Raw genomic sequence first — 13,261 nt, 5'->3', positions numbered from 1 at the left:
ACCGGCGGTCCGCCTGCCCCCCGACGCGACGGATCGACTACGAAGAGACTGCCTGGCGGCGATAAACGAACGATGAACGCCGCCCCGCGCCCCGCTCGTGCGGAGTGAGCCCTAGGAAGTCGCGACCTGGGTGAGGAGCGAGCGCACCTGCGCGGCCTCCTGCGAGTCCAGCCCCTCGTAGATGTCGAGGGCCTCCTGCCAGCAGACCTGGGCCCTGCCGGAGTGCCCGATGCCGTTCAGCGCCTTGCCCAGCACGGTGAGCACATGCGCCCGCCGCCACTCGCCGCCGATTCCCCGCAGGACGGTGAGTGCCATTTCGGCGTTGCTCGCGGCGCTGGCCTGCTGGCACGCGTCGAGGTCGACCTCCGCGAGCCGGCAGAGCGTCATCCCCTCCCACAGGCGCTGGCGGCTGGAGCGGAAGACCCGAAGGGCCTCCTCCAACTGTTCGGTGGCGTTGGCGTGCTGGCCCGTTTTGCCCAGGGCCATCCCGAGCGCGTAGTGCCCGTTCGCTCCGCGCAGGGAGTGGCCCAGGTTCTCGTAGATGTCGGTTCCCTGCCGGGCGAGCTCGACCGCCGATTCGGCACGGCCTGTCGCGAGGTGCAGGCGGGACAGGTTGCAGAGGCCGGCCGCCGCTCCCGCCATGTCGCCGCAGTGCCGGAACTTCGTGATGGCCCGGCCGAAGTGGTCCTCGGCGTCCTGGTGCCGGTTCTGGTAGAAGGCGATGCTTCCCAGGATGTTCGCCGCCCAGCAGGACGGCAGCAGGTCGTCGGTGGTCTCCGCGAGCCGGAACGCCTCCTGCGCCTCCCGGTACGCCATGTCGAAGAGTCCGGAGAAGAGGCGCGCGTTGCTCAGGACGACCGAGGCCCGGCCCTGCGCCCGGACGTCGCCCTCGGCCCGCGCGGCGTCGCACAGGGCCGCCGCGGCCGCTTCGTACTCCTTGGAGTTGGCGCCCGACTCGGCCAGGTCGACCGACGCCCACAGGAGGTCGATCGCACGGCGCAGGGTGGCCTTCTCGGTGGACTGCCGTACGCAGGCGAGCAGCGGTACGGCCTCCGAGTAGAGCCAGTCCCACGCCGCTTGGCGGTTCGCGAAGGTGAGGCCTTCGACGGCGGTCGGCTCCAGGTGGTCCACCAGCCGGTCTCCCGGCCGTTCGATCCCGTAGACCCCGGCCGCCGTGGCCAGGTAGAAGTCCAGCAGCCGGGAGATCGCCGCACCCCGCTCGCTCGGCGGTGACTCGTCCCGCTCCGCGCACGCACGCGCGTAGAGCCGCACCAGGTCGTGGTACCGGTAGCGGCCGGGCGCCGCCGACTCCACCAGCGACGTGTCGACGAGGGACTCCAGGACGTCCTCCGTCTCCTCGACGGACAGGTCCAGTACGGCCGCCGCCGCGGCGAGGGAGATGTCGGGGCCGTCCGCGAGGCCCAGCAGCCGGAAGGCGCGTGCCTGGGCCGGCTCCAACTGGCCGTAGCCCAGCTCGAAGGTGGCCTTCACGGCGAGGTCGCCGGCCTGGAGTTCGTCCAACCGGCGCCGTTCGTCGGCGAGTTTCGCCGCGAGGACCGAGACCGTCCAGGTGCGGCGGGCCGCGAGCCGGGAGGCCGCGATGCGGATCGCCAGCGGGAGGAAGCCGCACGCGGCGACCACGTCCAGGGCGGATTCCCGTTCGGCGGCGACGCGTTCGGTGCCCACGATCTTCGTGAAGAGCTGCAAGGCCTCCTCGGGGGACATCACGTCGAGGTCGACGAGATGGGCCCCGGCCAGGTCCACCATCCGGACGCGTGAGGTGACCAGCGCCGCGCAGCCCTCCGTACCCGGGAGCAGCGGCCTCACCTGGGCAGCGTCCCGCGCGTTGTCCAGCAGCACCAGCACCCGACGGCCGTCGAGCACGGACCGGTACAGCGCCGACCGCTCCTCCAGCGAGTCCGGTATCGCGGAGTCCGCGGTGCCCAACGCCCGCAGGAACGCGCCGAGTACGGTCTCGGGTTCCGCCGAGCGGGAGCGCGCGCCCTGGAGGTCGACGTACAACTGGCCGTCGGGGAAGGCGGATCGGGCCTGGTGGGCCACGTGCACGGCGAGGGTCGTCTTGCCCACGCCACCGATGCCGGCCAGCGCCGACACCGCCATGACGCGGCCCTCGGCCGACGCCAGGACCTCGCTCAGTTCCGATACGAAGGCCGCGCGGCCGGTGAAGTCCGGGACCGTGGCCGGGAGTTGGTGGGGGCGGACCGGTGCCGGCGCGCTCTCCGGCGCGGGTGCGGACGGTTCCGCGAGGGCGGGGTCGGCCTGGAGGATGCGCTGCTGGAGTTCACGCAGGCCGGGGCGCGGGTCCACGCCCAGTTCGTCGGCGAGCAGGCGCCGGGTGTCGGCGTACACGGCGAGGGCCTCGGCCTGGCGGCCGGAGCGGTACAGGGCGAGCATGAGCAGCTCACGGAACCGTTCCCGGAGCGGGTGTGCCGCTGTGACCGCCGTCAGTTCGCTGACCGCCTCCGCGTGACAGCCCTGCTCCAGGTCCATGTCCAGCCGCGATTCGAGGAGTTGGAGCCGCCACTCCTCCAGGCGGACGCGCTGGGCTCCCGCGTACGGGCCCGGCAGTCCGGCCAGCGGCTCCCCGTCCCACAGGGCCAGCACCTGGCTCAGCAGATCCCGCGCGTGGCACAGGTCGCCCGCCGACTTCGCCTTCTCCGCCTCCATCGCCAGGTCCTGCGCCACCGCCGCGTCCAGCGCGCCGTCGGGCAGGCCCCGTACGGCGTACCCGCCCGACTCGCTGACCAGGACCCCGGCGTCCAGGGCCTTCCGCAGCCGGGACGCGTACGTACGCACCGCGGCCAGCGCCTGCGACGGAGGGTCGTCGCCCCACAGGGCGTCGATCAGCTCGGCGGCGGTCGCCGTCCGGCCGTCGCGCAGCAACAGCGCGGCGAGCAGGGCGCGTTGCTGAGGAGAGCCCATGGGCAGCGAAACAGGGCCCCGCCAGGCACGTACCGGACCGAGCACGCTGAAGCGCAGCGCCGTCGACTCGTCCGAGTCGGAGCCGGGGCGCCACTGCTCCGGTACTCGCGGTCCACCGTCCATCGCCGTTCCCCCTAGGCATGCCTGATAACTACGACAGTTTGCCTTGTCGGAGGCGGTCGCGTCAGCACTCGGAGACAGCGCTCACAGGTCGGCACGCGGGATATCACAAGGCTCTCACACGGCCCGCGCACAGTTCCGCACAGAACCGAGCACCCCGAACCCGGATCCAGCTAGCTGACGGGTCGTCAGATCGGCGCTACCGTGAGCGCCATGGACACCCAGACCACCACTCATGCCGCACCCGGGACACCCCTTCCGCCGATCATCTCCGTCGACGACCACACCGTGGAGCCCGCCGACGTCTGGCAGCGGCGGCTGCCCAAGAAGTACCTGGACACCGGCCCGCGCGTGGTGCGCGCGCCGCTGAAGGAAATGACGTTCCTCGGCGGCCGGTTCAAGCCCGTCATGGGCGAACCCGGCGACGACGGACCGATCGGCGACTGGTGGGTGTACGAGGATCTGCACCGCCCGCTCACCCGCCTCGACACCGCCGTCGGCTACAGCAGGGACGAGATCAAGCTCGAAGTCATCACTTACGAGCAGATGCGTCCGGGCTCCTACGACGTCCCGTCCCGGCTCGCCGACATGGACGTCAACCACGTCCAGTCCGCGCTCTGTTTCCCCACCTTCCCGCGCTTCTGCGGCCAGACGTTCACCGAGGCCGCCGACCGCGAACTCGGGCTGCTCTGCGTCCGCGCCTACAACGACTGGATGGTGGAGGAGTGGTGCGGCCCGCAGGCGCGGGGCCGCCTCATCCCGCTCCCCCTGATCCCGCTGTGGGACGCCGAGTTGGCCGCCGCCGAGGTCCGCCGCAACGCGGCCCGCGGCGTCCGCGCCGTCGCCTTCTCCGAGATACCCCCGCATCTCGGCCTCCCGTCCATCCACACCGACGACTGGGACCCCTTCCTGGCGGCCTGCGCGGAGACACGGACGGTCATCGCGATGCACATCGGCTCCAGCAGCCGTATGCCGTCCACCTCCGCCGACGCCCCGCCCGCCGTCGGCTCCACCATCACCTTCGCCAACTGCTGCTACTCCATGGTGGATTGGCTGATGAGCGGCAAGTTCGAACGCTTCCCCGACCTCAAGGTCATGTACGCCGAGGGCCAGATCGGCTGGATCCCCTACATCCTGGAGCGGGCCGACGTGGTCTGGGAGGAGAACCGCGCCTGGGGCGGCGTAGCCGACAAGGTCCACCGCCCGCCGTCCGAACTCTTCACCGAGCACGTCTACGGCTGCTTCTTCGACGACGCCTTCGGGCTCCGCAATCTGGACGCCATCGGCGTCGGGAATGTGCTCTACGAGACCGACTACCCCCACTCCGACTCCACCTGGCCCAAGTCCCGCGAGGTCGGCGAGGCACAGATGGGGCACCTGCCGCCGGACGTGGTCGAGCGGATCGTGCGCGGGAACGCGATCGAGTTGCTGGGCCTGACGCCGGACGGCCTGTGGGGCGGGCCCGCATGAGCGGCCTCGCCTACGGCATCCAGCTGCCCGTCCAGTCCCAGAGCACCATCTACGCCGAACCCTGGGAGGCCGACGCGGGCCCCGCCGACCTCGTCGAGATCGCCCGCGCCGCCGACCGGTCCGGCTTCGACTACATCGCGGGCTGCGACCACGTCGGCGTCCCGCGCCGCCTCGCCGCCGCGATGAGCACCATCTGGTACGACCCCGTCGCCACCCTCTCCTTCCTTGCGGGCGTCACCGAGCGGGTCCGACTGCTCAGCCATGTCGCGGTCGTCGGGCTGCGCCACCCGCTGATCACCGCCAAGCAGTACGCCACCCTCGACCACCTCAGCGGCGGCCGGCTGCTCCTCGGGGTCGGCGCCGGGCACGTACGGGAGGAGTTCGAGGCGCTGGGCGTCGACTTCGACCGCCGCGGGCCGGTTCTCGACGAGACGATCGACGCCCTGCGCGCCGCCCTCGGCCCGGACGAATTCCCCGAGCACCACGGGAAGTTGTACGACTTCGAGGGGCTGGGGCAGCGGCCCAGGCCCGCGCAGGAACACATCCCCCTCTGGGTCGGCGGCTCCTCACCCGCCGCCGTACGCCGGGCCGCCCTCAAGGCCGACGGCTGGCTGCCGCAGGGCGACCCGCGCGACCGGCTGCCCGCGCAGATCGAACGGATCCGGCGACTGCGCGAAGAGGCCGCCCTCCAGGGGCCGTTCATGTTCGGGGCCATCACCGAACCGCTGTACGTCGGCGACCCGGGGTGGGAGGTCGGCCGTCGCACGCTCACCGGCACGCCCGAAGCCCTCGCCGAATCGCTGCGCGCCTACCGGGCGATGGGCGTGGACCGGATCCAGGTCCGGTTCCGCTGCCGCGACCGCGCCGAACTCACCGACCAGATAAGCGAGTTCGGGACCGAGGTGGGGCCGCTGCTCTGACCACGGCTTGTCCGGCTGATCACAACCTGTTTGAACACGGTCACGCCGAGCCGCGTATGTACAGACGTACGGACGTCATGGCTCCGGCGGAAGGACCCCGAAGTGCGATCCTCCCAGCGGCTCTCCGTCGTCGTGGCCTCCGCCGAGGGCACCTGGCCGCACGACGGCTGGCCGGCCCCGGACGACCAGTTCGTCAGCCGTGTGCTGCGGGTGGCCCCGCCGTACGACGGACTGCGGGAGACCGTGGCGGACGTCGTGATGCTGCGCTGCGAGGACCCGGCCGTGTCCTTCCCGGGGCTGTTGGCCGCGCTCGACGCCAGGGGAGTTCCGGCGATCGTCGTCAGCGGACGCCAGGACACCGAGACGGTGGTCGAGGTGTTCCGGGGCGGGGCGGGCTATCTGGTCGAGGGTGACTACTGCGACGAGATGCTGTCGGGGGCGGCCATGGCGGCGGCCGTCGGCCACACGTACCTCTCGCCGTCAGCGTCCGCCGCCCTGCGCGAGGGGGCCCGGCGGATGGCCGCGACCGACGACGCGATGGGACGGCTGCGCGCGCTGCTCTCCCCGCGCGAGCAGCAGATCATGGAACTGCTGTCGACCGGCCTGGGTGCCCAACAGATCGGCCAGCGGCTGACGTTGAGCGAGAAGACCGTCCGCAACAACCTCAGCAACATCTACGCCAAGCTCGACGCGAGGAGCGGCACGGACGCGGTCCTGCGCTGGCTGGGAGCCACGCCCGTGCTTCGCACCTGAGAACCGTCCCAACCTGTCCGGGAGCGCCGGATCAGGGTGCCGGGACCTCCGACAGCGGAATTTCCACGTCGGTGACGCCGGCGCCGCCCTCACCGAATCCGGGTTCCTCGTCCTGGAGGGCCTTGGTCGAATTCAGCGCGCTGTCCGCCGCCGCGGTTCCGCATTTCACGTTCCGCAGCCAAAGGCGTCCGTCGGGCGTTCCGTTGTTCAGGATCTGCGGATAGAAGACGTGCACGGTCGCCGCGCCCTCGCTGGGCGCGAAGAACACCGTCTGGCCGTCCTGTGCCTCCTTGTACGTGGCTTTCAGGAATCCACTGACATCGGTGCGCTTGGCCGACCACATGAAGAAGGCGGTGCTGTCCGCCTGCACGGTGTCCGTCCGGCTGAACGCCAGCGTGGTCGTCTTGTCGTCGCGCGTGATGTTGATGGTCGACGTGCTGAATTCCAGGCCGACTTCGAAGAGCGAGTTCCCGAGTTTCGTGCCGGCCTCGGTGACGGTGCCCTCCTCGACCTGGAGGGTGCGGGTCACGGATGTGCTGATGTTGAAGGTCTTCGTCGCGGTGCCGGTGGAACCGCAGTTGTCGGTCACCGGGGAGACGCGTTCGTTGGGTCCGAGGCTGTTGGCCTTGAACTGGACGTCGACAAACTGGCAGTCGGCCAGCTTGTCGGAGTCCGCGGAGCAGTCGGCGGTCACTTCGGACGGGGTGGCGGCGTTCGCCTGGTTCATCAGCGGGACGATCACCGCGAGCGCCGCCACGGGGGCCAGCATCAGGGTGACGCGCTTCTTCTTGCTCCGGTGGCTTCTGCTGCGGCCGGTCCGGGACATGGGTATCTCCTGGGGGGTATAAGGGAGTTGAGCTGCGGGTTCGTGGGGGCCGGCCGGTGGCTCAGCAGTCCTCCAGGACCGCCTTGGAGGTGCCGTCCACGACCCCGGGGGCACCCGCGGCGCCCGGCAGGATCACCGGTCCCTCGACGACATCCGGTGCCACGAAGTTCTGCTCCGGGCTGGCGGGCAGAGTGGTGGTCTGCTCCTGGGCGTCGATGCGCACCCGCCACTCGCCGGTCATGCGCTGCAGCTTCGGCGTGAACTCCATGTGCAGCACCTTGCCGACCGGCACGTCCCGTGCCTCCGTGTCGCCGGCCGTCGCCGACTTCACGGTCATGTCCAGGGTGCCCTTGTGCTTGCTCCAGGACCCGCTGAGGAATCCGAACAGGCCGCCCGCGGCGCCCTGTTGGGTGGAGACGTACTTGCCCTGGCCCTGGGCCGCCGTCGCCGACCAGGTGATGGACACCTTGGCCGGATCGGTGGCGTTGGGCTCGCAGTTCGGGAAGTCGATGGACGCCTTTTCGGTCGGCCCGTCGAAGGTCTCGAAGTTCGTCTCGACGAAATCGCAGTTGTCGGAGAGAAAACCGTCGCCGAAACTGCTGTCCAGCGACTGCTCCTCGCCATTGATCTTCCTGGACTGTTCGCACATCTTGATGATCTGGTCCGGCGTCTTGGCGTCGGCCGCGTTCGCCGACGGAAGAAGACTGACGATGGCGCCGCCGGTCGCGAGTGCCGCACCGATCGCCACGTACCTGACTTTCCTGTTGCGCAATCTCCGCTTTGCCATACCCGGCATTCTTGGAGTCAAGCAGAAGTATGGCCAGGGTCAAATATCCCTACTCCACGGTCACTTCAAGTGTGCTTGTGCAATCCACGGGACTCCATCTGACGCTTCGTCAGATCCGGCGCTACGATGACCTGCATCCACCGATCCCGAGGAGGCCCGCATGGGCAAGCTGGACGGGCGTGTCGTCATCGTCACCGGAGCGGCGCGCGGACAGGGGGAGCAGGAGGCGCGGCTGTTCGCGGCCGAGGGTGCGAAGGTCGTCGTGGCGGATGTGCTGGATGAGCAAGGGGAGGCGCTGGCAAAGGAGTTGGGCGCGTCCTATGTGCATCTCGATGTCGGCGAGGAGGCGGACTGGAGCGCCGCCGTGGGGGCCGTGAAGGAGACGTACGGGCGGATCGACGGGCTGGTCAACAACGCGGGGATCCTGCGGTTCAACTCCCTTGTGGACACGCCCCTTGAGGAGTTCATGCAGGTCGTGCGGGTGAATCAGGTCGGGTGCTTTCTCGGGATCAAGACCGTGGCGGCGGCTATGGAGGACGGGGGCACGATCGTCAACACGGCGTCGTACACGGCGGTCACGGGGATGGCGGCCGTGGGGACGTACGCGGCTACCAAGCACGCGATCCTCGGGCTCACGCGGGTGGCGGCCCTGGAGCTGGCCGATCGGCGGATACGGGTCAACGCGATGTGTCCCGGCGCCATCGACACCGCGATGTCCAACCCGGCCCAACTCGACCCGGACGCCGACGTGGAGGGGATGTCCCGGGCCCTGGACGAGCTGTACCGCAAGCTCGTGCCGCTCGGGCGGATCGGGAAGCCGGCGGAGGTCGCCCGCCTCGCGCTGTTTCTGACCTCGGACGACTCGTCGTACATCACCGGGCAGCCGTTCGTGATCGACGGGGGCTGGCTCGCGGGGGTCAGTGTCATCTGACGGCCGTATCGGAGTTATCTGACGGGGCGTCATCTATTGACGAATCTGACGCTACGTCAGAAAGTCGTAGCACTCATAGGCACCACCTGGACTTGGGACGGTGAACCTCCTTGGAATTCGGGCTCTTTGTACAGGGATACGTGGGCAAGCGGGCCGAGACGGACCCGCTGGCCGAGCACAAGGCGCTGATGGAGGAGACCGAGTACGTCATCCAGGCGGACAAGTCCGGTTTCAAGTACGCCTGGGCGTCCGAGCACCACTTCCTGGAGGAGTACTCGCACCTCTCGGCGAACGACGTCTACCTCGGCTACCTCGCCCACGCGACGGAACGCATCCACCTGGGGTCGGGCATCTTCAACCCCCTCGCCCAGGTCAACCACCCGGTGAAGGTCGCCGAGAAGGTCGCCATGCTCGACCATCTCTCCGGCAACCGCTTCGAGTTCGGGAGCGGGCGGGGTGCGGGCTCGCACGAGATCCTCGGGTTCATACCGGGCGTCACCGACATGAACTACACCAAGGAGATCTGGGAAGAGACCATCGCCGAGTTCCCCAAGATGTGGCTCCAGGACGAGTACGTCGGCTTCCAGGGCAAGCACTGGCAGCTGCCGCCGCGGAAGGTTCTGCCGAAGCCGTACGGGAAGGCGCACCCGGCGATGTGGTACGCGGCGGGCTCCCCTCCGTCGTACGCCATGGCCGCGCGCAAGGGGCTCGGTGTCCTCGGGTTCAGCATCCAGAAGGTCTCCGACATGGAGTGGGTGCTGGAGCAGTACAAGACGGCGATCGTGAACGCCGAGCCGGTGGGGGCGTTCGTCAACGACAACGTGATGGTGACGACGACCGCGATCTGTGCGCCCACGCATGACGAGGCGATTCGGATCGCGACCAGTGGTGGGCTGCACTATCTGCCCTCGCTGGTGTTCCGGTACCACGACACGTTTCCTCGGCCCGAGGGGTTCCCGGTGTGGCCGGAGACTCTGCCCGAGTACACGCCGGAGTTCGTCGAACTCCTCGTGGAGGAGGAGCTGTTGATCTGTGGGGATCCGGACGAGGTGCTCACGCAGTGCAAGCGGTGGGAGCAGGCGGGGGCGGATCAGTTGAGCTTCGGGTTGCCGGTGGGGGTGCCGAAGGAGGAGACGTTGCAGACGATTCGGTTGATCGGGGAGCACGTGATTCCGAAGATCGATACGGATCCTGTTCACCGGACTTCCCGGTTCCGGGCTGCCGCGTAGTCGCCGTTGCGGGGTGCGGGTCCGCTGTGGCTGGTCGCGCAGTTCCCCGCGCCCCTGAAAGTCACGGAGTTGAGGAGGCTGAACCTCGTGCTCGATCACGTCATCAAAGGGGCGACGGTTGTTGACGGGACCGGCTCGCCCGCATTCGTTGCCGACGTCGGTATCCGCGACGGTCGGATTGCCGTCATCGGTGCTGTCACCGAGGAATCCCGTACCACCGAAGATGCCGCCGGGCTCGTGCTCGCGCCCGGGTTTGTCGATCCGCACACCCACTACGACGCGCAGCTGTTCTGGGATCCGTATGCGACGCCCTCCCTCAATCACGGGGTGACGACCGTCGCGGCCGGGAACTGTGGGTTCACGCTCGCGCCGCTGAAGGCGGAGGACGCCGACTACACGCGGCGGATGATGTCCAAGGTCGAGGGGATGTCGCTGGTCGCGTTGGAGGAGGGGGCGCCCTGGAGTTGGCGTGGGTTCGGGGAGTATCTGGACGCGCTCGAAGGGCGGATCGCGGTCAACGCCGGGTTCATGGTGGGGCATTGTGCGTTGCGGCGGTATGTGATGGGGGCGGATGCCGTCGGTGGGCAGCCCAGTGCGGAACAACTCGCCGAGATCGTCGGGCTGTTGCACGACGCCATGGATGCCGGGGCCTGGGGGTTCTCCACCACCCAGTCCTCCACCCACTCGGACGGGGACGGGCGGCCGGTGGCCTCCCGGCACGCTCGGCCGGAGGAACTGCTCGCCCTCTCGCGGGCCGTGGGGGAGCACGAGGGGACGCAGATCGAGGCGATCGTCGCCGGGTGCCTGGATCAGTTCAGTGACGCCGAGATCGATCTGTTCGTCGAGATGAGTGCGGTGGCCGGGCGGCCCCTGAACTGGAACGTGCTCACCGTGGATGCCGCCGTGCCCGAGCGGGTCCCGCGTCAGCTGTTCGCCAGTGAGCGGGCGCGGAAGGCCGGCGGGCGGGTCGTCGCGCTGACCATGCCGATCCTCACGCCCATGAACATGTCGCTGGGCACCTTCTGCGCGCTGAACCTGATACCCGGGTGGGGGCCGATCCTGGGCCTCCCCGTGCCCGAGCGGATCGCCCGGCTGCGCGAGCCCGACGTACGGGCCGAGATGCTGCGGAACGCCAACAGCAAGGAGGCCGGGGTCTTCCGGCGGCTCGCGAACTTCGGACGGTATGTGATTGGGGACACGTACAGCGTTGCCAATGAGGGGCTGACCGGGCGGGTGGTCAAGGACATCGCCGAGGAACGGGGGCAGGAGCCCTTCGAGTGTCTGGTCGAGATCTGTGCGGCCGATGAGCTGCGGACCGTGTTGTGGCCGATGCCGTCCGACAACGACCCGGCCTCCTGGGCGCTGCGTGCCGAGACCTGGCAGCACGAGGACGTGCTGCTCGGCGGGTCCGACGCGGGGGCGCATCTGGACCGGATGTGCGGGGCGCCGTACACGACCCGGTTCATCGGGGACTGTCTGCGCGGGCGGAAGCTGGTCGGGCTCGAACAGGCCGTGAAGATGCTGACCGACGATCCGGCGCGGCTGTTCGGGCTGCGGGAGCGCGGGCAGGTGCGGGAGGGCTGGCATGCGGACCTGGTGCTCTTCGACCCGGAACGGATCGACGCCGGCAAGGCCACCCTGGTGCACGACCTGCCGGGTGACAGTCCGCGGCTCGATTCGAAGGCGATCGGGATACAGGCCGTGTGGGTCAACGGAGTTGAGGCCATTCGCGACGACGTGGTGAGCGGGTCCGTGCCGGGGCGGGTGCTGCGGTCGGGGCGGGACACCAGGACGGTGAGTACCAGGTGAGTTCTCAAGTCGCCGACGGGCAGCGGTTGTTCGTCGGCGGGGAGTGGGTCGAGCCGGACGGTGGGCATTACGCCGTGGTCGATCCCGCGACCGAGGAGACCGTGGGGTGGGCGCCCGAGGCCTCGCGGGGGCAGGTGTTCGCCGCCGCTGCCGCCGCCCGGGAGGCGTTCGGGGCGTGGTCGCGTACCCCGCCCGAGGAACGCGCGGCGATCCTCGGGCGGGCGGCCGACCTCGTCCGTGGCCGGCTGGTGCCGTACGCCGAACTCGCCCAGGCGGAGACCGGCGCCACGACCGGGACCGCGCGCGCCATGCAGGTGGGTGTGGCCGCCGCCCGGTTCCGGCGGTACGCGACCGTGGAACCGACCGAGTGGGCGATCGCCCCGCAGGTCAACGAGGCCGGGCCGTTCGGGCGGGCCGCCGTCATGGGGGCGCTCGCGGTACGGCAGCCGGTGGGTGTCGTCACCTGCATCACGTCGTACAACAACCCTTGGGCCAACCCCGCCGGGAAGATCGCCCCCGCCCTCGCCATGGGCAACACGGTCGTCGTGAAACCGGCCCCGCAGGACCCGCTGTCCGTCTACCGGATGGCGGAGGCGCTGGAGGCGGCCGGGGTGCCGCGCGGGGTCGTGAACGTCGTCAACGGGCGTGCCGTGGAGGTCGGGGAGGCGGCCGTGGAGTCGCCGGACGTCGACATGGTCAGCTTCACCGGCTCCACGGCGGTCGGGCAGCGCATCGCCGAGGTGTGCGGGCGCGGTATGAAACGGCAGTTGATGGAGCTGGGCGGGAAGGGCGCGGCCGTCGTCTTCGACGACGCCGACCTCGGCTCCGCCGTCTCCGGGATCGGTACGACCTTCTCCTTCTACAGCGGGCAGATCTGTACGGCGCCGACGCGGGTGCTGGCCCAACGGGGCGTGTACGACAGGGTTGTCGACCAACTGGCCGCCTATGCCGGTCGGTTGAAGGTCGGGGATCCGCGCTCGCCGGACACGGTGGTCGGGCCGGTGATCTCGGCGGCGCACCGGGAGCGCGTCGAGTCGTACGTCGAACTCGGCCGCAAGGAAGGCGCGGTGGTCGTCGCGGGCGGTGAACGGCCCTCCGGCGGGCCGGGGTTCCTGGTCGCCCCCACCGTCCTCGCCGACTGCGGGCCCGAGATGAGAGTGGTCCGCGAGGAGATCTTCGGCCCGGTCGTCGTGGTCGTCCCCTTCGACGACGAGGAGGAAGGGATCGCCCTCGCCAACGACAGCGACTACGGCCTCATCGACTACGTCTGGTCCGGGGACGTGGCCCGCGCGTTCCGCGTGGCACGGCTGCTGCGGGCCGGCGGGGTGGGCGTCAACACGGTGGGCCGCAACATGGAGGCGCCGTTCGGCGGCTTCAAGAAGAGCGGCGTCGGCCGGGACGTCGGCTCGTACGCGCTGCACGCGTACAGCGAGGTACAGGCGATCGTCTGGCCGGGGTGAACTTCTGGTTCCC

10 protein-coding genes are annotated in these 13,261 nt (G+C 69.8%); 7 read left to right on the top strand and 3 right to left on the bottom strand.

What is annotated here, in order from left to right:
- Positions 1-111: 111 nt before the first annotated feature.
- The gene (locus ACIBJH_RS04895; protein ID WP_399115394.1) at positions 112-3,066 is read right to left on the bottom strand and encodes a BTAD domain-containing putative transcriptional regulator; all 2,955 of its coding nucleotides are present in this window, start codon (positions 3,064-3,066) and stop codon (positions 112-114) included.
- Positions 3,067-3,276: 210 nt separating this feature from the next.
- Here ACIBJH_RS04895 and ACIBJH_RS04890 point away from each other — a divergent pair, with 210 nt between their 5' ends.
- From ACIBJH_RS04890 to ACIBJH_RS04880, 3 genes are all read left to right on the top strand, one after another.
- Positions 3,277-4,533: an amidohydrolase family protein gene (locus ACIBJH_RS04890; RefSeq protein ID WP_399115393.1), complete on the top strand. Its 1,257-nt coding sequence runs from the start codon at positions 3,277-3,279 to the stop codon at positions 4,531-4,533.
- Positions 4,530-5,453: an LLM class F420-dependent oxidoreductase gene (locus tag ACIBJH_RS04885; protein ID WP_399115392.1), complete on the top strand. Its 924-nt coding sequence runs from the start codon at positions 4,530-4,532 to the stop codon at positions 5,451-5,453. Before ACIBJH_RS04890 ends, ACIBJH_RS04885 begins: the two co-directional genes overlap by 4 nt.
- A gap of 102 nt (positions 5,454-5,555) precedes the next feature.
- Complete coding sequence (locus ACIBJH_RS04880) at positions 5,556-6,206, top strand: LuxR C-terminal-related transcriptional regulator (RefSeq protein ID WP_399115391.1); 651 nt, start codon at positions 5,556-5,558, stop codon at positions 6,204-6,206.
- Between the two features lie 31 nt (positions 6,207-6,237).
- Here ACIBJH_RS04880 and ACIBJH_RS04875 read toward each other — a convergent pair whose 3' ends face one another.
- Complete coding sequence (locus tag ACIBJH_RS04875) at positions 6,238-7,032, bottom strand: hypothetical protein (protein WP_399115390.1); 795 nt, start codon at positions 7,030-7,032, stop codon at positions 6,238-6,240.
- Positions 7,033-7,093: 61 nt separating this feature from the next.
- Positions 7,094-7,819 carry a hypothetical protein gene (locus ACIBJH_RS04870; protein WP_399115389.1) on the bottom strand — a complete coding sequence of 242 codons (726 nt, stop codon included), beginning with the start codon at positions 7,817-7,819 and terminating at the stop codon, positions 7,094-7,096.
- Positions 7,820-7,979: 160 nt separating this feature from the next.
- Between ACIBJH_RS04870 and ACIBJH_RS04865 the strand changes: the two genes are divergently transcribed.
- From ACIBJH_RS04865 to ACIBJH_RS04850, 4 genes are all read left to right on the top strand, one after another.
- The gene (locus ACIBJH_RS04865) at positions 7,980-8,750 is read left to right on the top strand and encodes an SDR family NAD(P)-dependent oxidoreductase (protein ID WP_399115388.1); all 771 of its coding nucleotides are present in this window, start codon (positions 7,980-7,982) and stop codon (positions 8,748-8,750) included.
- 110 nt (positions 8,751-8,860) lie between these two features.
- Positions 8,861-9,979, top strand: coding sequence for an LLM class flavin-dependent oxidoreductase (locus ACIBJH_RS04860; protein ID WP_399115387.1), 1,119 nt, complete (start codon positions 8,861-8,863; stop codon positions 9,977-9,979).
- Positions 9,980-10,066: 87 nt separating this feature from the next.
- Positions 10,067-11,788 (top strand): amidohydrolase family protein, encoded by a 1,722-nt coding sequence (locus tag ACIBJH_RS04855; protein WP_399115386.1) that lies wholly within the window; start codon positions 10,067-10,069, stop codon positions 11,786-11,788.
- Positions 11,785-13,248, top strand: a complete 1,464-nt coding sequence (locus ACIBJH_RS04850; protein ID WP_399115385.1) for an aldehyde dehydrogenase family protein — start codon at positions 11,785-11,787, stop codon at positions 13,246-13,248. Before ACIBJH_RS04855 ends, ACIBJH_RS04850 begins: the two co-directional genes overlap by 4 nt.
- The last annotated feature ends 13 nt before the right edge of the window (positions 13,249-13,261 follow it).

This window comes from Streptomyces sp. NPDC050548 (assembly GCF_044457385.1).
GTDB lineage: Bacteria > Actinomycetota > Actinomycetes > Streptomycetales > Streptomycetaceae > Streptomyces.
Note: the sequence above shows the minus strand (reverse complement) of the source record. Positions and strands in the feature narration are given on the sequence as shown.

What these genes read in the sequence shown, in the direction of transcription:
- ACIBJH_RS04895 (WP_399115394.1), bottom strand. Translation starts at nt 3,066, where the DNA reads ATGGACGGTGGACCGCGAGTACCGGAGCAGTGGCGCCCCGGCTCCGAC.
- ACIBJH_RS04890 (WP_399115393.1), top strand. Translation starts at nt 3,277, where the DNA reads ATGGACACCCAGACCACCACTCATGCCGCACCCGGGACACCCCTTCCG.
- ACIBJH_RS04885 (WP_399115392.1), top strand. Translation starts at nt 4,530, where the DNA reads ATGAGCGGCCTCGCCTACGGCATCCAGCTGCCCGTCCAGTCCCAGAGC.
- ACIBJH_RS04875 (WP_399115390.1), bottom strand. Translation starts at nt 7,032, where the DNA reads ATGTCCCGGACCGGCCGCAGCAGAAGCCACCGGAGCAAGAAGAAGCGC.
- ACIBJH_RS04870 (WP_399115389.1), bottom strand. Translation starts at nt 7,819, where the DNA reads ATGGCAAAGCGGAGATTGCGCAACAGGAAAGTCAGGTACGTGGCGATC.
- ACIBJH_RS04865 (WP_399115388.1), top strand. Translation starts at nt 7,980, where the DNA reads ATGGGCAAGCTGGACGGGCGTGTCGTCATCGTCACCGGAGCGGCGCGC.